The 24474-nt window shown below is 28.9% G+C and carries 26 protein-coding genes; 20 read left to right on the forward strand and 6 right to left on the reverse strand.

Annotation, left to right across the window (positions count from 1 at the left end; all coding sequences use genetic code 11):
* Nucleotides 1-101: 101 nt before the first annotated feature.
* The 3 genes from Q0997_RS17415 (at nt 102) to Q0997_RS17425 (ending at nt 3180) form a co-directional block, all read left to right on the forward strand.
* The gene (locus tag Q0997_RS17415; protein WP_299891153.1) at nt 102-284 is read left to right on the forward strand and encodes a hypothetical protein; all 183 of its coding nucleotides are present in this window, start codon (nt 102-104) and stop codon (nt 282-284) included.
* A 175-nt stretch (nt 285-459) separates the two neighbouring features.
* A complete protein-coding gene (locus tag Q0997_RS17420; RefSeq protein WP_299891156.1) occupies nt 460-2478 on the forward strand; it encodes a tetratricopeptide repeat-containing sensor histidine kinase in 2019 nt (672 codons plus the stop codon).
* Between the two features lie 18 nt (nt 2479-2496).
* The gene (locus tag Q0997_RS17425; RefSeq protein ID WP_299891159.1) at nt 2497-3180 is read left to right on the forward strand and encodes a response regulator transcription factor; all 684 of its coding nucleotides are present in this window, start codon (nt 2497-2499) and stop codon (nt 3178-3180) included.
* Between the two features lie 324 nt (nt 3181-3504).
* Here Q0997_RS17425 and Q0997_RS17430 read toward each other — a convergent pair whose 3' ends face one another.
* Nucleotides 3505-4002 (reverse strand): DUF456 domain-containing protein, encoded by a 498-nt coding sequence (locus Q0997_RS17430; protein WP_299891161.1) that lies wholly within the window; start codon nt 4000-4002, stop codon nt 3505-3507.
* Nucleotides 4003-4123: 121 nt separating this feature from the next.
* Here Q0997_RS17430 and Q0997_RS17435 point away from each other — a divergent pair, with 121 nt between their 5' ends.
* The 6 genes from Q0997_RS17435 (at nt 4124) to Q0997_RS17460 (ending at nt 10169) form a co-directional block, all read left to right on the forward strand.
* Complete coding sequence (locus Q0997_RS17435; RefSeq protein WP_299891164.1) at nt 4124-4489, forward strand: BlaI/MecI/CopY family transcriptional regulator; 366 nt, start codon at nt 4124-4126, stop codon at nt 4487-4489.
* A gap of 4 nt (nt 4490-4493) precedes the next feature.
* Nucleotides 4494-6080: a M56 family metallopeptidase gene (locus Q0997_RS17440; protein WP_299891167.1), complete on the forward strand. Its 1587-nt coding sequence runs from the start codon at nt 4494-4496 to the stop codon at nt 6078-6080.
* A gap of 38 nt (nt 6081-6118) precedes the next feature.
* Nucleotides 6119-7663: a M56 family metallopeptidase gene (locus tag Q0997_RS17445; protein ID WP_299891170.1), complete on the forward strand. Its 1545-nt coding sequence runs from the start codon at nt 6119-6121 to the stop codon at nt 7661-7663.
* Nucleotides 7653-8798 (forward strand): tetratricopeptide repeat protein, encoded by a 1146-nt coding sequence (locus tag Q0997_RS17450; protein ID WP_299891173.1) that lies wholly within the window; start codon nt 7653-7655, stop codon nt 8796-8798. The genes Q0997_RS17445 and Q0997_RS17450 overlap by 11 nt, the downstream gene beginning before the upstream one ends.
* 119 nt (nt 8799-8917) lie before the next feature.
* Nucleotides 8918-9610 carry a PDZ domain-containing protein gene (locus Q0997_RS17455; RefSeq protein WP_299891176.1) on the forward strand — a complete coding sequence of 231 codons (693 nt, stop codon included), beginning with the start codon at nt 8918-8920 and terminating at the stop codon, nt 9608-9610.
* Between the two features lie 82 nt (nt 9611-9692).
* Entirely contained in the window at nt 9693-10169 is a 477-nt protein-coding gene (locus Q0997_RS17460; RefSeq protein WP_299891179.1) for a hypothetical protein, read from the forward strand.
* On the opposite strand, the gene Q0997_RS17465 is transcribed toward Q0997_RS17460, so the two are convergent.
* The 4 genes from Q0997_RS17465 to Q0997_RS17480 are packed head-to-tail and all read right to left on the reverse strand — an operon-like array spanning nt 10166 to nt 13941.
* Nucleotides 10166-10900, reverse strand: coding sequence for a Bax inhibitor-1/YccA family protein (locus Q0997_RS17465; protein ID WP_299891183.1), 735 nt, complete (start codon nt 10898-10900; stop codon nt 10166-10168). The genes Q0997_RS17460 and Q0997_RS17465 overlap by 4 nt on opposite strands.
* Nucleotides 10900-11790, reverse strand: coding sequence for a hypothetical protein (locus tag Q0997_RS17470; RefSeq protein WP_299891186.1), 891 nt, complete (start codon nt 11788-11790; stop codon nt 10900-10902). Before Q0997_RS17470 ends, Q0997_RS17465 begins: the two co-directional genes overlap by 1 nt.
* A 52-nt stretch (nt 11791-11842) precedes the next feature.
* Nucleotides 11843-12973, reverse strand: a complete 1131-nt coding sequence (locus Q0997_RS17475; RefSeq protein WP_299891190.1) for a glycosyltransferase — start codon at nt 12971-12973, stop codon at nt 11843-11845.
* Nucleotides 12973-13941 (reverse strand): lysylphosphatidylglycerol synthase domain-containing protein, encoded by a 969-nt coding sequence (locus Q0997_RS17480; RefSeq protein ID WP_299891193.1) that lies wholly within the window; start codon nt 13939-13941, stop codon nt 12973-12975. Before Q0997_RS17480 ends, Q0997_RS17475 begins: the two co-directional genes overlap by 1 nt.
* 75 nt (nt 13942-14016) lie before the next feature.
* Here Q0997_RS17480 and Q0997_RS17485 point away from each other — a divergent pair, with 75 nt between their 5' ends.
* From Q0997_RS17485 to Q0997_RS17520, 8 genes are all read left to right on the forward strand, one after another.
* On the forward strand, nt 14017-14646 hold the full coding sequence (locus Q0997_RS17485; RefSeq protein WP_299891196.1) for a cell envelope biogenesis protein OmpA: 630 nt from the start codon (nt 14017-14019) through the stop codon (nt 14644-14646).
* Nucleotides 14647-15201 (forward strand): crossover junction endodeoxyribonuclease RuvC, encoded by a 555-nt coding sequence (gene ruvC / locus Q0997_RS17490; RefSeq protein ID WP_299891199.1) that lies wholly within the window; start codon nt 14647-14649, stop codon nt 15199-15201.
* Entirely contained in the window at nt 15201-15746 is a 546-nt protein-coding gene (locus Q0997_RS17495; protein WP_299891202.1) for a hypothetical protein, read from the forward strand. The genes ruvC and Q0997_RS17495 overlap by 1 nt, the downstream gene beginning before the upstream one ends.
* A 7-nt stretch (nt 15747-15753) precedes the next feature.
* Nucleotides 15754-16887 (forward strand): radical SAM family heme chaperone HemW, encoded by a 1134-nt coding sequence (gene hemW, locus Q0997_RS17500; protein WP_299891205.1) that lies wholly within the window; start codon nt 15754-15756, stop codon nt 16885-16887.
* Nucleotides 16884-17630, forward strand: a complete 747-nt coding sequence (locus Q0997_RS17505) for a cyclase family protein (protein ID WP_299891208.1) — start codon at nt 16884-16886, stop codon at nt 17628-17630. Before hemW ends, Q0997_RS17505 begins: the two co-directional genes overlap by 4 nt.
* A gap of 1 nt (nt 17631) precedes the next feature.
* Nucleotides 17632-18246: a DUF4230 domain-containing protein gene (locus Q0997_RS17510; RefSeq protein ID WP_299891211.1), complete on the forward strand. Its 615-nt coding sequence runs from the start codon at nt 17632-17634 to the stop codon at nt 18244-18246.
* A gap of 309 nt (nt 18247-18555) precedes the next feature.
* Nucleotides 18556-18921: an MmcQ/YjbR family DNA-binding protein gene (locus tag Q0997_RS17515; protein ID WP_299891214.1), complete on the forward strand. Its 366-nt coding sequence runs from the start codon at nt 18556-18558 to the stop codon at nt 18919-18921.
* Nucleotides 18922-18985: 64 nt separating this feature from the next.
* A complete protein-coding gene (locus tag Q0997_RS17520; RefSeq protein ID WP_299891217.1) occupies nt 18986-19564 on the forward strand; it encodes an alkylphosphonate utilization protein in 579 nt (192 codons plus the stop codon).
* Nucleotides 19565-19601: 37 nt separating this feature from the next.
* Here Q0997_RS17520 and Q0997_RS17525 read toward each other — a convergent pair whose 3' ends face one another.
* Nucleotides 19602-20447 carry an AraC family transcriptional regulator gene (locus Q0997_RS17525; RefSeq protein ID WP_299891220.1) on the reverse strand — a complete coding sequence of 282 codons (846 nt, stop codon included), beginning with the start codon at nt 20445-20447 and terminating at the stop codon, nt 19602-19604.
* 156 nt (nt 20448-20603) lie between these two features.
* Between Q0997_RS17525 and Q0997_RS17530 the strand changes: the two genes are divergently transcribed.
* The 3 genes from Q0997_RS17530 to Q0997_RS17540 all read left to right on the forward strand — a co-directional run bounded on the left by Q0997_RS17530 (nt 20604) and on the right by Q0997_RS17540 (nt 24473).
* The gene (locus Q0997_RS17530) at nt 20604-21533 is read left to right on the forward strand and encodes a dihydrodipicolinate synthase family protein (RefSeq protein WP_299891222.1); all 930 of its coding nucleotides are present in this window, start codon (nt 20604-20606) and stop codon (nt 21531-21533) included.
* A 255-nt stretch (nt 21534-21788) separates the two neighbouring features.
* Complete coding sequence (locus tag Q0997_RS17535) at nt 21789-23312, forward strand: aldehyde dehydrogenase (NADP(+)) (protein ID WP_299891225.1); 1524 nt, start codon at nt 21789-21791, stop codon at nt 23310-23312.
* A gap of 150 nt (nt 23313-23462) precedes the next feature.
* Nucleotides 23463-24473, forward strand: a complete 1011-nt coding sequence (locus tag Q0997_RS17540; protein ID WP_299891228.1) for a 4-hydroxyproline epimerase — start codon at nt 23463-23465, stop codon at nt 24471-24473.
* Nucleotide 24474 lies beyond the last annotated feature (1 nt).

Below are 24474 nucleotides of genomic sequence, written 5' to 3' on the forward strand. Positions count from 1 at the left end.
TTAACGTAATACAAACCGTTTTTACAGAACGAGAAAAAGGAGCTTCAGTACCAACAAATGGTTAAAAAACAATTCTTACTAAATATATAAATCTCTTAAAAATGAAAACCCTAAAAATCACATTAATAGCATTATTATCAATAGGACTTTTAACAGCAGTATTGCCATCATTAGAAACGAATCCAGTAATAGAAAATACAAATCACGAAATAAATGAAGTTAACGTAATACAAACCGTTTTTACAGAACGAGAAAAAGGAGCTTCAGTACCAACAAATGGTTAAAAAGTAACTTTTGACTAAATACATATAGAATGTCAAGTATTAAAACTTATGAATAGTCTTGAATTGAAGATTGATATTTAAAGTTTTCTAATTAATAAAAGTTTTTGTTTTGTTCAATAAGATAATTTCTGCAAATTATTTTACATTTGAGATATACATATAATATTATACTATATTGAGATATTCTTTATTACTTTTTTTCTTTATTACAATACCTCAGCATTTTTTTGCTCAAAAAAATGATCTAAATAACTATGATAGTATAAATATACTAAGAAATCTAGCAAATGATAGAGATCTGGATATTAATATACGATTTGAGTATGCGAGACAGGCAATAAAATTATCTAAACTTACTAAAAATGATAGTACTATATTAGCTAGCAATAGAGTGTTATCTTATTTGTTTCTAGTAAATAGAGATGTTGATTCATTATATACCATAAATTTCATCAATTTAAATATAGCAGGAAAGTTAAAAGATACTTTGAAAATGGCATATGCATCGCATAATCTGGGCTATCATTTTGATGAATTAAAAAAAGTTGATAGCGCATATTCTTATTACTTTAAAGCTAGGGAGTTTTATAGGGTTACTCAGAAAAAAAGATTAGAAGCAGATGTTTTATCTAATATGGCAAGGATTCAAAGGCGTGCTAGGGATTTTATTGGTAGTGAAATTAATGCAATTGAAGGGATAAAAATATTAAATGAACTTCCAAAGGATGATAATATTTATGACGCTTTATGGTCTTTAAATAATCTAATAGGTATTATTTCAGGTCAAATAAATAGATATGATAAAGCAATTGAATATCATAATAATGCTTTAGGTTATGCAAATAAAATTAAAGATGATTATTTATTAAACCTATATTCCAAAACTAATATAGCTATACTATATAGAAGAAAGGGTGATTACAGAGAAGCTAATAAGCTTTTTTTAAAGTTATTAGAAGACAAATCAATAAAGGCTCAAGATCCTAGTACTTACGCCTCTATATTATCAAGTTTAGCATATTGCAAATTGTTAGCAGGAGATAAAAATTATTTTGAATTAGAAAGGTTATTTAGGGAATCATTAAGTGTCGCAAAAGAAGAAAAAGGATTGAGAGAGATAATGATTACAAGCGAACAGTTTTCGGAACTTTTTCTTAAAAAAAATGAAAATGATTCTGCTGATTTTTACGCTAATAAGTCATATGAATTGGGGAAACAATTTAATGCAAATGAAACTATTTTAAATACATTAATTCTTAAATCTAAAATTGAAAAAGGAGAAAAATCAAGAGAATACCTTTTAGAGCATATAAAACTAAGTGATAGTCTAATTTTAGAAGAAAGAAGAATGCGTAATCAGTTTACTAGAATTAATTTTGAAACAGACACATATAAACAAAAAGAAGAAGCCGCTTCAAGACTAAACACATGGCTTATAATTATCTCACTTAGTTTATTGTCTTCTCTAATGTTAGTCTACGTAATAAAAACAAAACGAGAGAAGAAGAAAGAATTACAATTAGCAAAACAACAACAAGATGCCAATGAGGAAATCTACAACCTTATGCTATCGCAACAGGATAAAATGGATGAAGCGAGAGCAGTGGAAAAAAAGCGAATTTCTCAAGAAATACACGATGGTATTTTAGGTCGTCTTTTTGGAGCCCGTTTAAGTTTAGATAGCTTAAATATGGTAAAAACAGACGAAGCTGTTATTAATAGAGGTAATTATATAAATGAGCTTAAGGAGATAGAACAAGACATTCGCCAAGTCTCTCACGATTTAAATACAGATTTTATAGCCAATGCAAGTTTTTTAAGTTTAATAACTACCTTAATAGAAACCCAATGTGTAGCCTATAATTTAGGGCAAGATATTACAGTACAAGAACCTGTAAATTGGGATCTATTAAATAATAAAACAAAAATTCACTTGTATAGAATTATACAAGAATCACTACAAAATATCTACAAACATGCTTATGCTAATTTAGTCTCAATTAACATAAAACAAGTAAATAATTTAATATCTTTAACCATAAAAGATGATGGAGAAGGTTTCGATGCCGCTAAGAGTAAAGATGGTATTGGACTTAAGAATATGAAATCACGTGTAAATGAGATAAATGGTCATTTTTCTGTTAAAACAAGTAAGAGTAATGGTACAAGTTTAACAATAGATGTCCCAGTCTAAATTTTTAAACATTTTGTAATGTTACCAAGAACAATTAGAATACTAATGACCGATGATCATCCTATGATTATTGAAGGTTACCAAAATACTTTAATGGCAACCAAGCACGATTATCAAACCCTTATAATAGATATGGCTAATAACTGTGATGAGTCTATTGCAGCTATTAAAAAATCTATAGACACAGAAAATCCATACGATGTGTATTTTTTTGATGTTAGTATTCCTGCTTCTAAAGATGGTAAATTTAAATCTGGTATAGACTTAGCAAATTATGTAAGTCACCATTCGCCATTGTCTAAAATTATTATTTTGACCATGTTTGATGAGTCTTTTAGAATACATAAAATTATTAACGAAATTAACCCAGAAGGCTTTTTAATAAAAAGTGATTTAACAGCAAGCGAATTATCGAGTGCGTTTCAAAGAATATTAAACCGTGATGTCTTTTATAGTGGTACAGTAAATAGTATTTTAAATAAAACCATACCGCATCGTTTAGATATAGATAGTATTAACCATGAAATATTATATTTACTATCTAAAGGTACCAAAACAAAAGATATTGCTAAGCATTTAGAGCTGTCTTTAAGCACAGTAGAAAAACGCAAGAAAACGCTAAAAATATTATTTAGAGTAGAAGATGGTAACGATCAAGCCTTGGTTGAAGAGGCAAGAAATAAAGGCTTTATTAACCAATAATACAGTCTAAAATCTGTTAAAAATGTTAAATTTTACTTTTTTTTAAATATTTAAAAATCGCTTAAGCATTGTTATTGCTATAAACTACGGTTTTTCCCGTAATTAAATTACGGGAAAAACCGTAACGTACAAAAACAACTTTATTACTTTTGATGTATCAACAATCATTAACTGATTCATTCTTTAGAACGAATTTAGTTGGTAATAGCACATTTACACAAAACCCTATAGATTCATAACTATAGGGTTTCTTCTTTTTTAAACTCTTTCTTACTTAAAATTACCGTAAAATAAAATAATGATTTTTCTTTATTAGAAATGGTATTAGAAGATAATGTTCTTGTATTCCCAAAAGGTTTTTATAAAAAAACCAAAGTAAACTATAGCTACAATAAACTTTAAAAAAGTACCAGTAATAAAACCTAGAAACGAACCAAAGGCAGCTTTTATGGCTGTTTGAGAATCTGCTTTATTAGATAATTCGCCAAGTAAAGCGCCAACAAAAGGACCAATTATAATACCGCCAGGAATTGGAGATAGTATACCTATTATTAAACCAATGGTGGTACCAAACATTCCAGCTTTAGAACCTCCAAATTTTTTAGTGCCAATAGCAGGAATAATATAATCTAAGGCAAAAACGAGTAAAGCTATAAATAAAGTAAGTATTAGAAAGGTACTGTTATCAGGGACGGCATTGGTTAAATACAATAATAATAGTCCAACCCAACTAAGTGTTGGACCTGGTAGTATAGGTAGTATACTACCAACTAAACCTAAGCACATAAATAATACACCAATTAAGGTGAGAAATATATCCATTTTAATGTTTTCTTATAGGACTCTTTTTTTGTTAAAATGTTACATTTTAAACTAAATAATTAGTTTAAACTATTTTTTTAGTTATATTTGTTTTATGTTTAACTAAAAACTTAGTTGATTTATGAAGCAACTTACAAAAGCAGAAGAAGATATTATGCATGTGTTATGGCAATTAAAAAAAGCCAACGTAAAACAGATAATAGAAGAATTTCCTGAGCCAAAGCCTGCTTATAATACAGTATCTACTATTGTTAGAATTTTAGAAAGTAAAGGATTTGTAGATTATGAAAAGAAAGGAAAAGGGCACATCTATTTTCCTTTATTAGAAAAGGAAGCGTATAGCAACCAATCTATAAATAAACTAGTAGATAATTATTTTCAAGGTTCTTTTAAAAGTATGGTCTCTTTTTTTATGAAGAAAAACGATATTAATTTAAACGAATTAGAATCTGTACTTAAAGAAATAGATAAGGATACAAAAGACTAGAACTATGATTCATTATATATTACAAACCGTGATATTCCAGCTATTATTTTTAATAGTATACGATCTGTTTTTAAAGAGAGAAACCTTCTTTAATTACAATCGTTTCTATTTGTTAATTTCTGCTTTTTTATCTGTGATTTTACCATTTATAAAGTTAAATAGTTTTAAAGCAATTATTCCTCAAAAATATATAGTTGCATTACCAGAAGTTATTATTGGAAAAGCTGAAGAGACAACTGCAGTTACCCAAGAGTTAACTGCTGCCGAGTTAGTATCTAGTCTTGTTTTTAATTGGCATTATGTTTTGTATTTAGGATGTATAATAGCGCTAGTTGTCTTTTTAATAAAGCTTATTAAGTTATTAAGGCTTGCAAATACAAACCCTAAAACAAAATTAGGTAGCACATCATTAGTACAGCTAATAAATAGTAATTCTGCATTTTCATTTTTCAATTATATTTTTCTTGGCGATGCTATTAAAGCAGAAGAGAAAGAAGCGATTCTTGCGCATGAATTAGAACATGTAAAAGAGAAGCATAGTTTAGACTTGTTGTTTTTTGAAGTATTACGTATTCTATTTTGGTTTAATCCACTAATCTACATTTATCAAAACAGAATTGCTAACCTACATGAATTTACTGCAGATGCTAAAGCGATAAAGTATAATAATAAAAGACACTACTATGAAAATTTATTAGCACAAGTTTTTGATACTAAAGCAGTATCGTTCATCAATCCATTTTTTAAACAATCATTAATCAAAAAACGAATCATTATGTTAAGTAAAACGAAATCAAAACAAATTAATTTAATAAAATATACACTGTTAATACCAATGGTAATAGGGATGTTATTTTATACATCATGTTCTCAAAAAATAGAAAACGACATTGAGAGTAACAACTTAGAGCAATTTACTTATTCATTAAAAATAGATGAAGAAATGCCTGAAGATATAAAGGTTATTCATGAAAAATATGAAACTTTTTTAAAAGAGAATAAAGAATATTTAAGCTGGGCTATTATTAATAATGATAAAAGTGCAATAACATATAGTATTCACCTTAAATCTGAAGAAAGGCCAGAAGGAATGGAAGAAACAAGAGTTAATTTCCCAGATGGTACAGGTTATACATCTTATTTTAATTTTAATTATTTCGATTTTTTTAGTTCTAATACCGAAAAAAAAGAAGAGGTTGTAGAAGTAGAATATAATGATATGTATAAAAAGGGGATCTCTTTTTCAGTTATTGATGAGTCTCCAGTTTTTCCGGGTTGCGATACTGCTACAACAAAAGAAGAATTAAAAAAATGTTTTACTATGGGTATTAATAAGTTCGTTGTTAAACATTTTAATACAGAAGTTGCTAAAGAAGTTGGATTTGAAGATGTAGTCAAAATAAATACTTTTTTCATTATAGATAAAGAAGGAAAAATAAAAGACATTAAAAGTCGTGCGCCACACCCTACTTTTGAAAATGAAGCTAAAAGAGTAATTGAAGCTTTACCACAATTTAAGCCAGGAAAGGTTGATGGAAAACCTGTAAACGTTACTTTTTACTTGCCTATAAAGTTTAGAATAGCTAAATAAATATAAGCTTTAGACGATAACAAATAAAAACGATTATTATGCTGCATTATATATTACAAACAGTCGTATTTCAGCTATTATTTTTAATGGTTTACGATGTGTTTCTAAAAAAAGAGACCTTCTTTAACTGGAATCGTTTTTATTTGTTATCGTCTGCTTTATTATCTGTGGTTTTACCCTTTATTAAAATAAATAGCTTTAATAAAATAATACCTCAAGACTATATTTTTACATTGCCAGAACTAGTTATTGGTGCTGCCGAAAATAATATCAATAATGTTACTGCTATTACAGGAACAAATTTAGCTTCAGAAACAAGTTTTAATTGGGAGTATTTAATCTATTTGGGTTGTATTGTAACTCTAATACTATTTACAATTAAGCTTACTAGAATTTTAATACTTACAGTTAAAAGCCCTAAAGAGAAATTTGAGAATACTTTATTAGTTAAGCTTTTAAATAGTAATGCTGCATTTTCATTCTTCAATTATATTTATATAGGAGATGCTATTAAAACAGATGAAAAAGAAAGTATCGTTGCACACGAAATTATTCATGTTAAAGAGAAGCATACTGTAGATTTATTATTTTTTGAGGTGCTTCGTATTATCTTTTGGTTTAACCCAATGATTTATCTATACCAAAATAGAATAGCCAATTTACATGAGTTTATTGCAGATTCTAAAGCCATAAAATTAAACGGTAAAAAAAGTTACTATGAGAACTTATTGGCTCAGGTCTTTGATACTAAAAAAATATCATTCATCAATCCCTTTTTTAAACAATCATTAATCAAAAAACGAATCATCATGTTAAGTAAATCTAAATCAAAACAAATCAATTTATTAAAATACGCCTTATCAATCCCTTTGTTGCTCATTATGTTGTCTTATACATCATGTAATCTAAACAATGATGATACAACAAATGCTACTGAAAATATTGATCTTGAAAAATATACAGTATCAAGAAAAAGATTTGTGGAAGCATCAGCAGAAGATATAAAAAAAGAAAAAGAGGCTAGTAATTTTTTATCAACACATCACGACTATGTTTCTTGGATAGTATTCGATTATGCAACAGATATAAGTACCGTAAGTATTCATCATAAATCTGAAGTTGTTCCAGATGGTTATGAAGAATTAAGAACAGAAATAACTGGAGGAAGAACAAAAGTAAGTTATAGAAAATTTATTAATAAGGATAAAATTCCAGTATCAGATTCGGTTTCTTTACAAGAGATAGATGAGATTCCTATTTTTCCTGGTTGTGAGTCATTTACTTCTAAAGAAGAAGCAAAAAAATGCTTAGAGCAAAGCATTAATAAAATAGTATTAAAAGAATTTAAAACAAGTATAGGAAAAGAAAAAGGCTTAGTAGGAAAAGTTAAGCTTTCTGCTAGGTTTATTATAGGTAAAGATGGTGTTGTTAAAGATATAAAGGTACGAGCGCCTTTATCTGAATTTGTAAATGAAACCATAAGAGTTATAAAAACAATGCCGCAACTAGTACCAGGACAAAAAGATGGTAAACCTGTAGATGTTCAATTCCTTTTACCAATTACATTCAACATTGCAGAGTAGAGTATTAATAGTATTATTGATTATAGCATTAAAAGTCGAAGCGCAGTCTTCGACTTTTAATGCTATAGATAGTATAATGGCGAATGGTAATTTTTCTAAAGCTATAACGCTGTTAGAAAGTGAAAATATTAATAATTCGTCGCATAGATTAGCCAAAGCATATAACGCTATTGGAAATTACGATAAAGCTATATCTAACTATACAGCGGCAATAAAAAATAATCCAGATAATACATTAATAAAGTATGAATATGGAAAACTGTTAAGTAAAATAAAAGCAAATAAAGATGCTTTATTGGTTTTTAAAACACTTATTGAGATAGATAATACAAATCCAAACTACTATTATGAATTGGGTGTTATTCTTGCGCGTTTAGAGCAAACAAAAGCATCACAAAATAGTTTTAAGGAAACTTATAAGTTAGATAGTACACACCAAAAAGCAATTTTTAAATTAGCAAAATATAGCCTACAAAAAAAAGAATTTGAAAGATTAGATACATTAATTACAGTTGGGCTAAATAGCTACGCGAAAAATGCAGCTTTAACGAGTTTAAAGGCGCAAAGTATGTATGCTCAACGTAAGTATGCTAAAGCTATTAATTGGTTTGAAAAACTATTAGAATTAGGAGAAAAAAGCCAGTTTATTTATGAGAAATTAAGCTTTGCTTGTGCAAAGGAAGTTGAGTACAAAAAAGCAATAGAATATTTAAAAAAGGCCTTACTTTACGATCCTAAAAATACAGGGAATTTATACCGATTAGGAAGTTTGTATAATGCTATTCATGATTATGAAAATGCAGAGAAAAATATAAAATTATCGCTTCAACTTCAAGATGAACCTTTAGATATACAATATAGCAACCTTGCAACTGTATATAATCGCTTAAAAAAACCTCGAGAAGCTGTTAAATATTTTAATAAAGCATTAAAAGAAAACCCTAATAACAAGCAAGTAAAGTTTTACATCGTAGTAACTAAATCTAGTTACTATAAAACTATAGAAAGTAGAATTAAGTTATTTGAGACTTTTATTAAAGAAAACCCTGAAAGCATATATTTAGAATTTGCAAAACAAAAACTCTCTAAACTTAAAACAGAGCAGTTTATGAATGCTGACAATGAAAAGAATTAAATAGAGAAGAATCTTTTAATCGGTTAAAAGTGTATTTTGTCTATTATTTGGTAATTGTTTACAGGCTTGTTTACTTGGCAATTAAAATAAAATATATTGAAGTACTTTAAATTGATTAAATGAAAAAACTACTACTATTATTTGCTTTTTTTTTGAGCTATACGTCTCCAATATTTGCGCAAACAGAAGACTGTGAAAACATTTGTACTATTGATAAAACGGTTTACGAAGATGCTTTTTTAGGTGTTCAATTTGGAAGCCCTTGTGATAGAGAAATAGATAAAGGGGTGATTGTTTTAAAAGTTGTAGCTAATACTGCGGCATCAGATAGTGATTTTAAAGCTTATGATGTAGTATTGAGTATTAATGGTACAAATGTAGATAGAAGAGGAGATGCTATTAAAAAGATAAACGCATTTAAACCTTTTGACGAAGTCCGTTTTTCTATTTATAGAGATGGTAAAACAATTATAAAAAAAGTAATTTTAGGAGCTAAAACAACTAAAATTGTACAAGAAAAAATTTGCTGTGAAGACGTTTCTTCTTCATTGCATGATACTAATATAAAAGTATTTCCAAGTCCAGCTACAAGTAATTTAAATATAACTTTTGAATCTCTTATTCAAGGGGATTATAAATTCGAAATTTATATGGCTAATGGTGTATTAGTAAAAGAATATAATAAAAAAATAGATAAAGGAAATTTACAAGAAGTAATACCTGTAGATAAACTTCAGGATGGCGTTTATATTTTAAAAATAAGAAATAAGCAAACTACTTTTTCAAAACTATTTGTTGTTAATAGATCATAGTAGATGTTATAAAACTGAAGCATAATAACTGTTTCTTTATTTTTAAAGGAATAAATTGTACTTTTCAGATTCAGTTATAGTTATGCGAAGAGTACTTTTCTTTTTCTTTTTATTTAGTTTGTCATCATGTCAATATTTTGATGCAAAAAAAATAGATTCTGAAACTATTTTAGAAGAAGAATTAAAAACTTTTAATTGGAACGAAGTAGATACTTATCCAACATTTTCCTCTTGTGACGCCAATCAAACCAAAGCAGATAAAAAAGCATGTTTTGAAAACACATTGTCGCAACATATACTAGAAAATCTAGAGACTGAAACTATTATAGTTTCTAAAGATATTAAAGACACTATTGTTTTAGAATTTCAAATTTCTGAAACGGGAGAATTAACTTTAATACATATTAAATTAGATGAAATTACAAAACAGGAAATTCCAAATATTGAAGTTTTACTTACAGAGAGTTTAAATACTTTACCTCAAATATTTCCTGCAATTAAGAGAGATCAACCAGTAAAAACAGAATTTAATCTACCGGTAATTATTAACGTAAATTAAAACTTAATAGCCAGTTTACGCATCAGTCTTAAAATCTCAACGTATAGCCATACAATAGTGACTAGTAAGCCGTAAGTTGCCATCCATTCTTTATATTTTGGAGCTCTGTTTTTATAACGTTCAATAAAATCAAAATCTAATAAAAAAGACAAAGCGGCAAAAGTGGCAGCAAAAACATTGAAGCCAATAGCTAGCCAACTAGTTCCCCATATAAATGATTTAATACCAAAAAAGCCCAATATCCAAGAAATAATATAGACTAAAAATATACTTGCACATACAGTTATAATAACGCTTCTTACTTTTTTTGTAACTACAATTATTCGTGTTTGGTATAAAAATAATATTACAAAAAAAGTAACTAAAGTAACACCAATAGCTTGATAAGGCATTGTAGGAAATTTATCTTGCACAAAAGCCGTAAAGCCACCAAGAAAAAAACCTTTAGCTATAGCATATAAAGGCACTAAAAAATGAGCCCAATTTTGTCTTACAGATAAGACAATGCTAATAATTATTGCCGCTAACATGCCTCCAGTACCATACCATTTAATATTAGTGCCATTGCTATGCAATTTCCATATTAGAACAACTATTGTAGAAATAATAAAAAGAGTAAATAACGTCTTAAGTAAAATGCCTCTAACACTCATTTTAGCAGAAGAGTCATGATCATCATTCCAAAAATAATTAGAAAATGCAGGGTTAGACGTTTTACTTAATAAACTCATTATAAATTAAATTTGTAACCTATAGCTAAATCAATTGGAAAACCAGCTTCGTTATCAATTAAAATGGCAAATAGGGAATCGTAAACAAAAGTTAAGTAACCATTACCTAATTTTATGTCTGCTCCAATTCCAAAAATTAAAGGAACGTCGAAAGTTGTACCTGAATTTTCACTTACAATTATATTAGTAGCATCATTTGGGTCTATAAATCGCGTTGTCGTTTTTGCGTTTGTTAATGTTGCAAACTTAGTTTGCGCATAAATATTAAAAGCTTCTTTATGTATTACTCTATATCTGTAGCCTAAAGCCAATTGCGTAGAAGAATATTCAAAAGCATCATTGCTAGCGGTGTATCTTAAATTTAAAAATCCAGAATGCCTAGTAATTTTATCAGAAACAACTTCTAGTTCAGCACCCAGAAATGGTACAGCTTCACTATCTGTATTTATTGTTGAATTTGGGTTTTTTACAAAAGGATTATTGGTTAATCCTCCAAAGATTCCTAAGCGTAATTTTAGATTAGATTTAGTATTTGTAGTAGTATAGTTTACATCTTTAGAAACGTTGTAATTGTCTATAAATACTTTTAAACTATAAGTTGTTAATTTAACTTTAGAGGCATCCATTTGCGTTAAATCACTAAGAGTTTGCTTATACTCTTCTTGAAACTTATTGTTAGAACCTTTAGTGTTTTTTAATTCTAGAAGCGCATCATCTTTAGTTTTAATAAAATAGCGAAATTGACCATCAATGCTGTTCCATAGTAAATCTAAAGAGCCTTCAACTTCAGTTTTAAGTACAATTGTTTTATCGCCAATAGTATACGTTTGCTGTGCGTATGAAAAACTACAGAAAGCAAAGCAGCTTAAAATAAAAATTAATTTTTTCATAGTAAAGTAGATTGGATTAATTGTAAATGTAAAAATTTTAACCGAATAATTACTATTTATTAAAACGTCTATCTTTCCACTTATAACTCGTAAACATTGAAATAAAGGCAATATAAACACTAAATAAAGGATAAATTAGAGCTGAAGCAAAAAATGAATACAAATACTTTTCTTGATTAAAAAAACGACTTGTTTTATAAAGTAAAGCAAAATCAGATAGTAATTTAAGGATAAAAATGAAGATAAAAAGGGGCCAGTTTATAATATTTAAAACAGCTAAAAACAAACTAATAACTATAGAAGCATTCATAAATAATACAATAAGTCCAACCAATTTTCCAAAAACAGAATTATAATTAGAGGTTTTTGCAGCCCAACGTTTACGCTGAGATATTAAAAGACGCCAACTTGGTTGAGGTTGTGTTAAAACAATAGATGATTTTGCCTTTAAATAGTGAATAGCGTTTTTATCAGTTTGTAATGCTTTTTCCATTAAGAAAATATCATCGCCACTAGCAATATTTGTATTACCATTAAAGCCATTAACGTTTATAAATAATTCTTTTGTATAAGCTAAATTAGCGCCATTGCATAAAAAAGGTTTGTTTATACCAAAACCGCCTATTGTTGCTCCCATTAAACTTAAAAAATCAAGAACTTGAAAACGCTTTAAAAATGATTCTATAGAATTATAGTATGCAACAGGAGCAACAATCATTTTTGGATTGTTTTTTTGAATATAACAGTTAAAAGTATCAAGCCAGAATTTTGGTAAAATACAGTCTGCATCTGTAGTAATAATCCAGTCATATTTGGCTATTTTAATAGCAGATGTTATGGCATCTTTTTTTGGAGAGCTTGTAGTTCTATCATTTTTAATGATTCTAATATCTTTATTAGAATTATTAATACATTGTTCTATCTTCTTGACTGAGTTATCTGTTGAGTTATCATCTACAAATATAAATTCATACATATTATTATCGTAATGAAACAATGATATAGAGTCTAATAATGGAGGTAAATTTAACACCTCATTTCTAAAAGGAATAACAATAGAGAATTTTGTTTTAGTGCTACTACTTTTTTCCTCAAAATTTGGTACTTTATCAAAACCTAAATAAAAACATATGATAAGAATAACATAAAGAATACAAATAAAAACTAGTATAATATATAACATTATGCTTCGTCTTTAGGAAGATTAAAATTAAGGACATAATAACTGCCAAAAATGCTTGGTAATACAAAATTGAGTAACCACATCAATGTAACTACACATAAAATAGTAAACTCATTTATACCAGTAAAAGAAAATAAATACACTGCGACACTACCTTTTATTATAACATCAAAAAGAAAAATACTAGGAATAATAGAGGATAATAAATACATAGATGTTATAACAATCATAGCATCAATATAAATAATATTAATACCAAAAAGCTGTAATAAAAAGTAAAATTGAAATGAAAAAATAAAATACCGTAGTAACGAATATAAAAGCCCTAAAACAATAAGTTTAGCAGGTAAATCTTTTACAAACCTCAAGAGTTTATCAATTTTAAAACCTTTTACCTTATAACGGTTTTGTTTTACACCAATAACGGATAATGATAGAACAACTAAAATTATTATAGCAAAACGTGAAATTCTAAAATAATCTATATCTATTGTATAATTTGAAGCAAAGAACCAAAAGCCAATACATCCTAAAATAACGGTGATGCTCATTTGCATAACATTACTAATTAAATTTAATAGTAATACTTTTTTACGATATTGTCTTGCAAAGTAAATAGCTTTTGCGCCATATTCTCCTATACGATTTGGGGTAAATAAAGAAGCTGTTAAAGACCCTAAGCTTTGTTGTAATGCTTCAAAAAAAGTTACTTTTTTTATAAAAGAAATTAAAACACGCCATTTTATAATTTCAAAAAACCAATTAAAAAGAGTTAAAAAGACTAAAAAAATGATATTTTTAGTTGAAAAAATAGCTTTTTCTTTCAAAAAACCAACAAATTCAGAAAAATCTAACTTGTCATTATTAGTTAATTTGTTGTAAATAAAGTAAAAAGCACCAACTACTATACTCAATTTAATGAGTGCAAAAAAGAATTGCTTAGTTTTGTATGGTAGTGCGTTAGTCATTATGATTTTTGAACTTGATTCAAAATCATAATGAATCTAAGTTACAGGCTACAAATTAAATCAAATTATAATACAATGAAGACCTCAATTAAACACTATTCTGTAATTATACTATTATTATGTTTTGTAAATCTTGGTTTCTCGCAAATTGAAACAGCTAAATGGAAAGCACTTATAGCACTTGGAGTAAACAGTCCTTCTCAAGGAGGATTTGTTGATGGCTTTGCTGGTAAATCGGTTAACTTTCCAACAATAAACTTAGGGATACAACGTATGTTTACAGAGCAATATGGTGCTAAGATAGATTTAGGCTATAATCGCTTTAGTGGAAACAATAATTTCTTTGCAAATAAAATTAACTATACACGTATTAATGCCCAGTTTGTTTATGATGCAACACCTATAGCAACTTTTCTACCAGTAATGATGGGATTGGTTGGACATATTGGTCCTGGATATTCTATTATTAAACCCTTGGGAGATTTTAAAGAAAACAAAACCTCGTTTTTAAATGCTATGGCAGGAGTAGAAGCACATTATCGTATAGCGAGAACAGTTTCTGCTTTTGCAGATGTATCTTACATATATGGTTTTGGTGGTAGTTTTAATCCAGTAACAGAAGGTATTGGTTCTTTTAATGGTAATTTATTAACAGTTACTGTTGGTGTTTCTATTTCATTAAGTGGTTGTGTAACCTGTAACTAAATGGGAGAAGAGAAAATTATTTTGGGTATTGATCCTGGTACAACCATTATGGGGTTTGGACTCATAAAAGTAGTTAATAAAAAGATGCAATTCTTACAACTTAATGAGTTAGATTTAAAGAAATACGATGATCATTATTTAAAATTGAAACTCATTTTTGAGCGCACTATAGAGCTTATAGAGACGCATCATCCAGATGAAATTGCTATTGAAGCACCTTTTTTTGGTAAAAATGTGCAAAGTATGCTAAAATTAGGTCGTGCTCAAGGCGTTGCAATGGCTGCAGGTTTATCTCGTGAAGTTCCTATTACTGAGTATTCGCCAAAAAAAATTAAAATGGCAGTAACAGGCAATGGTAATGCTAGTAAAGAACAAGTAGCAAAAATGCTGCAAAGTATGTTGGGACTTAAAACCTTACCTAAAAATTTGGACTCTATGGATGGTTTAGGCGCTGCAGTGTGCCACTTCTATAATCAAGGTCGTGTAGATATTGGTAAAAGTTATTCTGGTTGGGCAAGTTTTGTAAAGCAGAATGAGAAACGGGTTAAGAAGTAATGAAATCGACGATTATTTTAGTTTTAGTAAGTTTTATTATAATGGCTTGTAATCAAGAGAAAGAACAGGCTAATAAAAGTAATAGTTATAATTACCTTACTCTAAGGACGCTAATTAGTAAATCTAAAAGTATAAATGAAACAGTTTTATATAAAAAATATAGTGATGAAAATAACACGATTTATGAATATAAAACATTAGATAATGATAGTACTTATTTTCATTTTATAACTAAAGAATTGACTAATGATAATTCTATATTGTTATATGATCAAACATGTGAATTGATCGATACTAAAGTATTTAATTTTAAGGGAGTACCAATAAAAGTATTCAAGTATTTATATGATGTTAATGATTCTATAGATGAAGAACATGATTATTATTTTACTAATGAATATGGGGTAATATTTTCAAAGAGTATTGCTTGGAGTTATCCTTGGGAATTTTACAATGAATTAGAATTAAAACCATTACAGGATTCAATTTTGAAAAATGAAGAAAAATTCAAGTCTAGTTTTAATTTTTTAAGAAGTAGTAATTAAAAACTAAATGGCCGGCATCTACATTCATATACCATTCTGCAAGCAAGCGTGCCATTACTGCGATTTTCATTTTTCAACATCATTAAAAAAGAAAGAGGAGCTTATTAATGCTTTAATTTCTGAAATAGAAATAAGAAAAGATGAGTTTAAAAATACAACTGTAGAAACCATTTACTTTGGAGGCGGCACACCAAGTTTGCTAACTCAAGAAGAGTTAAAACGAATAATAGATTCAGTATATAATAATTATAAAGTTTCAAATAACCCTGAAATTACTTTAGAAGCCAATCCAGATGACTTATCTAAAGGACGCATTATAGAACTTTCAAAAAGCCCAGTAAATAGATTAAGTATTGGTGTTCAATCTTTTTTTGAGAAAGATTTAAAACTAATGAATCGAGCGCATAATGTAAAAGAAGCAAAGGAATGTCTTGAAGAAGCTACTAAACACTTTAATAATATTTCTTTGGACTTAATTTATGGTATTCCTGGAACTACAAACCAAGAATGGAAAGAAAATATTGAAGCAGCTTTAAATTTTGGTGTTAAGCATATTTCTAGTTATGCTTTAACTGTAGAGCCCAAAACAGCTTTAGCATCATTTATAGAAAAAGGAATCATTGAGAATGTTAATGATGAATTAGCACAGCAGCAATTTAATATTTTAATAGATAAATTGAATGCTAATAATTTTGTGCATTATGAACTGTCTAACTTTGGAAAAGAAGGTTTTTTTAGTAGAAATAACTCTGCTTATTGGCAAGGCAAAAAATATATAGGTATTGGGCCATCGGCACATTCATTTAATGGGAAAGCAAGAGGTTGGAATGTTAGAAATAATACTAAGTATATAAACGCGATTCAAAATAAGGAACTGCCAATAGAAATAGAGGTTTTAACTAAAACCGATCAATATAATGAGTATGTAATGACAGGCTTGAGAACGATATGGGGAGTTTCTATTCAAAAAATAAGAAACGATTTTGGCATTACTTTTGAAAACTATTTAATGCAGCAAGCTCAAAAACATTTAAATGAACATTTGTTGTATATTGAAGATGAAAAACTAAAAGTCACTAAAAAAGGAAAGTTTTTAAGTGATGGAATTGCATCAGACTTATTTAAAATTAATATCGGTTGATTACAATAATACAATTAAATTCAAAAAAAATAAAAATAGATTTATCTAAGCCATTAGATATTTCAATACCATTGCGTGCTTCTAAAAACAATGCTAATGCTTGGTATGTTGATGAGCCAAAAATAGAACCAGTAGCATTAGACGATTGGATAGGAAGTGTAAAAAAAGGAGCAGATGTTAATTTTAATAACATCTATTTTAATCCGCATGCTCATGGTACACATACAGAATGTGTAGGTCATATTACTGAGAAATTTTATAGTATTAATAAATGCTTAAAACGATTTGTGTTTACAGCAGAAGTTATTACAGTAGCTCCAGAAATAGAAGGAGATGATAAGGTGATTTCTAAAAAACAAATTGCTTACTTGTTAAAACGAAAAACGCCAGAAGCAATAGTAATAAGGACTATGCCAAATACTAAGGATAAAAAAACGAAACAATATTCTAATACTAATTGGCCGTATTTAACGGAGGAAGCTGCAATTTATTTAAGAGAAAAAGGTATAAAACATTTACTAATAGATTTGCCAAGTGTTGATAAAGAAAAAGATGATGGTAAATTACAAGCACATAAAGCATTTTGGGATTTAAAGGGAAATATAAGAACAGATGCAACTATCACAGAGTTTATTTATGTTGGGAATAAGATAGAAGATGGGAGTTATATTTTAAATATTCAAATTGCATCATTTGAAAATGATGCCTCTCCAAGTAAACCAGTATTATATAAAATAGAATAAAATGGATATGATTTTCGCTACCATATTTGGGGCTTTAGCCACTTTAGGTGTCGCCACTTATGTTAAGCATATAAAGGGAAAAGAACTTGCAAATGCACAATCGGTTATTTTGTTAGATAAAATAAAGAAGGTTTGTAAGTTTATAACTGTAGAAGGAGATTTTGCTGAAATCTACCATTACGAAGATGTTAAAGAACGTTTTTTAAAATTGGTGTCTAGTAAGAAAAAAGCGTTGGTTGTTATAGACGCAAAAGCACATGTTGGTTTCGATTTGTCTAAAATTGAAATGGTCTCTAACCCTCAAAACAAAAAGATTACTTTAAATCATTTTCCTCAACCTGAAATATTATCAATAGAAACAAATCTAAAGTACTACGATAAAAAAGATGGGTTTTTTAATAAGTTTGAAGCGAATGATTTAACAGATTTACACCAAGAAGCAAAGCTTCATATTAGAGAAAAAGTCCCACAGACTGGGTTATTTCAAATAGCAAAAAAAGAAGCATTAGATTCTATTCTACTAATAGAAGGTATTGTGCAAACTATAGGTTGGACACTGGATTATTCAGCTCTTAAAATTGAAGAAAAGACAACAAAAGAGATAGATAAAAATTAGACTATATAGCAAAATTCTTATAAAAAAAGTGTTTTATCTGCAAAAAAAGCATTTCGTCGAAATGAAAAAACGATTTATTCTAAATTCCATAACTTAATAAAGAATACATAACTTAGTATAGGTTCTCTACCCCAATAAAACCTTTTAAAGTATGAATAAAGTTTTACTATACATTAATGATTTCTTAGAGAGTTTAGATATACCTACAATAACAAAGGTGGAATCAAAAAAAATAAACACTAGAATCAAAAAAAAATCTAAAAACATACATTTAGAGAATTAATGAAACTTTTCTTGTAAATTTATTCAATGAATATTGAACAAATTAGAGAATATTGTTTAAGCAAACCATATACAACAGAACATTTTCCATTTGATGAGGTTACTTTAGTTTTTAAGGTAGCTGGAAAAATGTATGTTCTTGCACCGTTAGATAATTGGGAAGAAGGTAAAGCTTCCATTAATTTAAAAGCAGATCCAGAATATTCTGAAGGACTTAGAGCAGAATACGAAAGTATAGCGCCTGGTTTTCATATGAGTAAAAAACACTGGAATACTATATATATCTACAAAGGCGAATTACAAGCTAAATTTATTATAGAATTAATAGATCATTCTTATGATATGGTTGTAAAAAGTATGACTAAAAAATTACGTACTAGTTTAAATTTATAGTTTAGTTTTTCAATAACCCTTATTAAGAATATTCCTTACTTTTACCAGATATTAAAACGCAATCATGAGTCTAGATAGGGAATTAAATAAACGAGCAAACGGCAAATGTGAGTTATGTTCAAGCGAAGAGCATTTACAGTTACATACATTAGCACCAAAAAAAGATAAAACCCTAAAAAACACACTTACTGTATGTAAAATATGTCTAGATCAAATCGAAAATCCGGATACTACAGATGCAAATCATTGGAGATGTTTAAACGATAGTATGTGGAGTGAACATCAAGCAGTACAGGTTATGGCTTGGAGAATGTTATCACGACTAAGAAATGAAGGTTGGCCTCAAGATTTACTTGATATGATGTATTTAGAAGAAGATGTTTTAGAGTTTGCAAAAACCACTGGAGAAGGAGAAGATGAAGAAGGTAAATTAATTCATAAGGATAGTAACGGTGTTATTTTACAAGCAGGAGATTCTGTAGTGTTGATTAAGGATTTAAAAGTAAAAGGTTCTAGTATGGTTGCTAAACAAGGTACAGCTGTACGTCGTATTTCTTTAGATCATGAAAACGAAAAGTATATAGAGGGCAAAGTAGATGGTCAACAAATTGTAATTATAACAGACTACGTTAAAAAGTTATAAAATAGTAGATTGTTTTTGTATAAGATTAACAAATGTGCTAATCTTTTTTGTTTTTAAATGTAGACGGATTAATTGATTTAATGTTTTTAAAATGCCTATTAAAGTTAGAGATATTTTTAAATCCAGACTTGTAGGCTATTTCAGAGATAGATAAATCCTTATTAGTTTCTATTAACTTACAAGCGTGTTCTATGCGTAATTCAGTTAAAAATCTAAAATAAGTTTTATTGGTTCTTTTTTTAAAATACTTACAAAAGGCATTTTTTGTCATATTTGCTACTTCAGCAATAGCTTCTAAATTAATGTCTTTTTGAAAATGAGTCATTGTATATTCAAATACATTTCGCATTTTATGTCCTTCGTTATCAGTGTATTTTTTATCGTAAATAAAAGAAGATAAGCTTTCGTAATTGGCTGCCGAAGTGTTTTTTAGCAATTGTAACAAAATTAAAAAACGATTTAATTTCGTAGCTTTCTTAAGTTGTATAAATAGTTTCTTAATTGTTTTTTGTTTTGAAATAACTTTAAAACCATGTTTAGAACGCTTAAAAAAAATCTGCAATTCTTTTAATTCTTCTAAATCAAAAAAATGAGACCCAAAAGATTCTTTAGTAAAAAAAACGGTAACCATATGTGAGCGTTTAGAAGCTTTAACATCACTTTTAAATACATGTGGAATATTACTACCTATAATTAAAATATCATCTTTACTATAGTAATTAATAGTGTCTCCAACAATCAAAGTGCCTTCTCCTTTCATAATATAACTTAACTGGATTTCTTCATGTTGATGAAGTTTATCATAAAAAGATTCTTCTTTATCAACTTGAAACACAAAGGCATCTTGTTCGTGTTTTGGTATTTTAAACGGAAGCACTTTCATTGTTTAGAATTTATTTCTTTATCTAAATAAGCATATAATATTCAAATTACAGCAATAATATAAAAAAATGGATAATATAGTATCAATTCTGGATAAGAACTCATTAACCTAGTTTATTTCCTTGAAGTAATTTTACAGTATTAAAAAATTTAATTTATGAGCATACAATGGAAAGGCGTAATGCCTGCAGTAACTACTAAATTCACAGACGAAGACACATTAGATTTAGTGAATTTTGAATTAAACATTCACGCACAATTAAATGCAGGTGTTAGCGGAATTATTTTAGGTGGTACTTTAGGAGAAGCTAGTACACTTACTGATGATGAAAAAAGAATTATTGTAAGAAAAGCAGTAGAAGTTGTTGATGGTAAAGTTCCAGTTATAATTAATATTGCAGAACAAACTACAAAAGCAGCTATAGATGCTGCAAGAAAAGCAAAAGAGGATGGAGCACTAGGATTAATGATGTTGCCTCCAATGCGTTATAAAGCCGACGATAGAGAAACAGTTACTTATTTTAAAAAAGTAGCAAATAGTACTTCACTACCTATTATGGTATATAATAATCCAGTAGATTATAGTATAGAAGTGACTATGGATATGTTTGAAGAATTATTGAGAGATTGTCCAAACATTCAAGCTGTAAAAGAATCTACAAGAGATTTATCTAATATTACTCGAATCAAAAATCGCTTTGGTGATAGATTGGCAATCTTAAGTGGTGTAGATACTTTAGCTTTAGAAAGTATTTTTATGGGTGCAGACGGTTGGGTTGCAGGATTAGTATGTGCATTTCCAGCAGAAACTGTAGCAATATTTAATTTAGCAAAATCTGGTCGAGGAGAAGAAGCAAGAGAGATTTACCGTTGGTTTTTACCATTACTGGAACTAGATATAAATAGTAAATTAGTACAAAACATAAAATTGGCAGAAGTAGCTACTGGTATAGGAACAGAGAATGTAAGAGAACCGCGACTACCATTAATTGGAGAAGAAAGAGAAAGAGTTTTGGCAATTATAGAGAATGGTTTAAAAACCAGACCTACATTGCCAGAATATAAAGAATTGGGAGTTTTAGTTTAATTAAAGTAAACGTCTAACATTTTAGTATTTAATATTAAAACGTTAGATTAAATTTTAACAAATCATTGTTTCATTAATTGTGGCAATGATTTGTCTGTTTGAATATGTTTTTTGTAAAGAAGATAAAACGATTATGTAATTAAGCGTTAAGTTTTTTAGCAAACGAAATAGAAATAGATTGTGTAGATACGATCTTGATTAAATAATAAGATACAAACTAATAAATGTCATAGAGCATAAAAAACTAAATTATAAATGATTACAGGAAAAAATTATATAGGAAATCAATTATCGGCAAAAGGGGCAACTACTCATAAAACTGTAAATCCAAAATTAAACAAAGAAAACCCAACAGCATTTTTTCAGGCTACTTCAGAAGAAGTAAATGATGCTGTAGAATTAGCAGATCAAGCATTTAAAGTATATCGAAATATATCAGGAAAACAAAGGGCAGATTTTTTAAATGCAATAGCAGATGAAATATTAGCTTTAGATAATGAGTTAACAGATATGTATATGTCAGAATCTGGTTTACCTGAAGGGAGAGCACAAGGCGAAAGAGGAAGAACTGTTGGTCAATTAAGAGCTTTTGCTGATTTAATTTTGACAGAAAATTGGAGAAGTAATACAATAGATGAGGCTATTCCAACAAGACAGCCGTTTCCAAAATCAGATATTAGAAAAACATCAATTCCATTAGGACCAGTTGTTGTTTTTGCAGCGAGTAATTTTCCGTTAGCATTTTCTACTGCAGGAGGAGATACAGCAAGTGCGTTAGCATCAGGTTGTCCTGTTATTGTGAAGTCACATGCTATGCATTCTGGAACAGGGGAATTAGTTGCGTCTGCTATTATAAAAGCAGCAGAAAAAACAGGAATGCCAAATGGAGTTTTTTCAAACATTACAGGAAGTGGTAGAGTTGTTGGAACAGCGTTAGTAAAACACCCAAAAGTAAAAGCTGTAGGATTTACAGGAAGTATTGCTGGAGGTAGAGCTTTATATAATTTAGCAGCAGAAAGAGAGGAGCCAATTCCAGTATTTGCAGAAATGGGTAGTATTAATCCAGTTGTAGTTATGCCAAATGTTATTAAAAACAAAGCAGAAGAAACTGCTGTAACTTATGCAAGTTCAATTACATTGGGAACAGGACAGTTTTGTACAAACCCAGGGTTGTTATTGACTATAGCTGGTGAAAAAACAGATGATTTTGTAAAGGATTTAGCAGAGAAAACAGTAGCAATAGCTCCTCAATGTATGTTGCATCCAAACATTAAAGATGGTTTTGTGTCAAATGGAGAAATTGTAACATCACAACCAGGAGTAGAAATAGTAGGTAAAGTAGAGGGGAATATAGAACCTAACTTTGCAGAGTCAACTATAGCAGCAGTTTCAGGATCAGATTTTTTAGCAAACCCTAAAATGCATACTGAAGTTTTTGGCCCATTCTCTTTAGTTGTTAAAGCAAAAGATCAAGGCGAATTAGTTGAAGTTATCGATAGCCTAGAAGGACAATTAACTGGTACTGTTTTAGCAGAAAAAGAAGATTTTACAAATTTACCAACTATAGCAGATGCTTTACAAAGTAAAGTAGGTAGAATTATCTTCAATGGTGTGCCAACAGGAGTGGAAGTTTGTGAATCAATGACGCATGGAGGTCCATATCCAGCTTCTTCAGATTCAAGATTTACAGCTGTAGGTTTAGGTGCTATTAAAAGATGGATAAGACCTTTTAGTTACCAAGATTGGCCAGTGGAATTATTACCAGAAGGGCTTAAGTAGAGAGACTAATGAGATAAATAAAAATGAAAGAATAATTGTTGCTTAATAGATTGTAAAAGGATATGGTGTAAACATATCCTTTAAGTCTTTTATATAGAAGCTTATTAAAAGCTACTAAAAACAAAATAATAGTGTTTATTAGAATAAAAAATGAGTAGAAAAACATTTTTTTGTGTAGATGCACATACTTGCGGAAATCCAGTAAGAGTAGTTGCAGGTGGAGGACCTAATTTAGAAGGGGCAAATATGAGTGAAAAACGTCAGCATTTTTTAAAAGAATTTGATTGGATTCGTAAAGGGCTAATGTTCGAACCTCGTGGACATGATATGATGAGTGGTAGTATTTTATATCCACCGCATAATCCAGAAAATGATTTTGGGATTCTTTTTATTGAAACATCTGGTTGTTTGCCCATGTGCGGACATGGAACAATAGGTACAATTACCATTGCTATTGAGGAAGGTTTAGTGACACCAAAAACTCCTGGAAAAATTAGAATGGAAGCACCAGCAGGATTAGTAGAGATAGAATACCAACAAACTGGAAAAAAGGTAGATTGGGTAAAATTAACTAATGTAAAAAGTTATTTAGCAGCAGAAGATTTAACTATAGATTGTCCAGAGTTAGGCGAAATTACATTTGATGTTGCCTATGGAGGCAATTATTATGCAATTGTAGATCCTCAAAATAATTTCTCTGGAATACACGATTTTACAGCTAGCCAAATTATACAATATTCGCAGGTAGTTCGAGATAGAATAAATGAAAAATACCCAAATAAATTTATTCATCCAGAAAATGATACTATTAGAGATGTAACACATATGTTATGGACAGGAAATCCAATAGATCCTGCATCGTCAGGCAGAAATGCAGTTTTTTATGGTGATAAAGCAATAGACAGAAGTCCTTGTGGAACAGGAACATCTGCTAGAATAGCACAATTACATGCGAAAGGGAAACTAAAAAAAGACGAGAAATTTATTCATGAAAGTTATATTGGTAGTAAGTTTATTGGGAGAATTGAAGAAGAGACCACATTAGATGGTAAAACCGCTATTATACCAAGTATTCAAGGTTGGGCTAAAGTGTATGGTTATAATAATATTATAATTGATGATGAAGACGATCCTTATGCTTATGGTTTTCAAGTTATTTAAA

This window comes from uncultured Lacinutrix sp., assembly GCF_947500325.1.
In the GTDB taxonomy this organism is placed as follows: Bacteria; Bacteroidota; Bacteroidia; order Flavobacteriales; family Flavobacteriaceae; genus Lacinutrix.

What these genes read in the sequence shown, in the direction of transcription:
- Q0997_RS17510 (WP_299891211.1), top strand. Translation starts at nt 17,632, where the DNA reads ATGGATATGATTTTCGCTACCATATTTGGGGCTTTAGCCACTTTAGGT.
- hemW (WP_299891205.1), top strand. Translation starts at nt 15,754, where the DNA reads ATGGCCGGCATCTACATTCATATACCATTCTGCAAGCAAGCGTGCCAT.
- Q0997_RS17455 (WP_299891176.1), top strand. Translation starts at nt 8,918, where the DNA reads ATGAAAAAACTACTACTATTATTTGCTTTTTTTTTGAGCTATACGTCT.
- Q0997_RS17445 (WP_299891170.1), top strand. Translation starts at nt 6,119, where the DNA reads ATGCTGCATTATATATTACAAACAGTCGTATTTCAGCTATTATTTTTA.
- Q0997_RS17535 (WP_299891225.1), top strand. Translation starts at nt 21,789, where the DNA reads ATGATTACAGGAAAAAATTATATAGGAAATCAATTATCGGCAAAAGGG.
- Q0997_RS17425 (WP_299891159.1), top strand. Translation starts at nt 2,497, where the DNA reads ATGTTACCAAGAACAATTAGAATACTAATGACCGATGATCATCCTATG.
- Q0997_RS17430 (WP_299891161.1), bottom strand. Translation starts at nt 4,002, where the DNA reads ATGGATATATTTCTCACCTTAATTGGTGTATTATTTATGTGCTTAGGT.
- Q0997_RS17475 (WP_299891190.1), bottom strand. Translation starts at nt 12,973, where the DNA reads ATGTTATATATTATACTAGTTTTTATTTGTATTCTTTATGTTATTCTT.
- Q0997_RS17435 (WP_299891164.1), top strand. Translation starts at nt 4,124, where the DNA reads ATGAAGCAACTTACAAAAGCAGAAGAAGATATTATGCATGTGTTATGG.
- Q0997_RS17480 (WP_299891193.1), bottom strand. Translation starts at nt 13,941, where the DNA reads ATGACTAACGCACTACCATACAAAACTAAGCAATTCTTTTTTGCACTC.
- Q0997_RS17440 (WP_299891167.1), top strand. Translation starts at nt 4,494, where the DNA reads ATGATTCATTATATATTACAAACCGTGATATTCCAGCTATTATTTTTA.
- Q0997_RS17530 (WP_299891222.1), top strand. Translation starts at nt 20,604, where the DNA reads ATGAGCATACAATGGAAAGGCGTAATGCCTGCAGTAACTACTAAATTC.
- Q0997_RS17520 (WP_299891217.1), top strand. Translation starts at nt 18,986, where the DNA reads ATGAGTCTAGATAGGGAATTAAATAAACGAGCAAACGGCAAATGTGAG.
- Q0997_RS17415 (WP_299891153.1), top strand. Translation starts at nt 102, where the DNA reads ATGAAAACCCTAAAAATCACATTAATAGCATTATTATCAATAGGACTT.
- Q0997_RS17525 (WP_299891220.1), bottom strand. Translation starts at nt 20,447, where the DNA reads ATGAAAGTGCTTCCGTTTAAAATACCAAAACACGAACAAGATGCCTTT.
- Q0997_RS17495 (WP_299891202.1), top strand. Translation starts at nt 15,201, where the DNA reads ATGAAATCGACGATTATTTTAGTTTTAGTAAGTTTTATTATAATGGCT.
- ruvC (WP_299891199.1), top strand. Translation starts at nt 14,647, where the DNA reads ATGGGAGAAGAGAAAATTATTTTGGGTATTGATCCTGGTACAACCATT.
- Q0997_RS17465 (WP_299891183.1), bottom strand. Translation starts at nt 10,900, where the DNA reads ATGAGTTTATTAAGTAAAACGTCTAACCCTGCATTTTCTAATTATTTT.
- Q0997_RS17460 (WP_299891179.1), top strand. Translation starts at nt 9,693, where the DNA reads ATGCGAAGAGTACTTTTCTTTTTCTTTTTATTTAGTTTGTCATCATGT.
- Q0997_RS17540 (WP_299891228.1), top strand. Translation starts at nt 23,463, where the DNA reads ATGAGTAGAAAAACATTTTTTTGTGTAGATGCACATACTTGCGGAAAT.
- Q0997_RS17485 (WP_299891196.1), top strand. Translation starts at nt 14,017, where the DNA reads ATGAAGACCTCAATTAAACACTATTCTGTAATTATACTATTATTATGT.
- Q0997_RS17515 (WP_299891214.1), top strand. Translation starts at nt 18,556, where the DNA reads ATGAATATTGAACAAATTAGAGAATATTGTTTAAGCAAACCATATACA.
- Q0997_RS17470 (WP_299891186.1), bottom strand. Translation starts at nt 11,790, where the DNA reads ATGAAAAAATTAATTTTTATTTTAAGCTGCTTTGCTTTCTGTAGTTTT.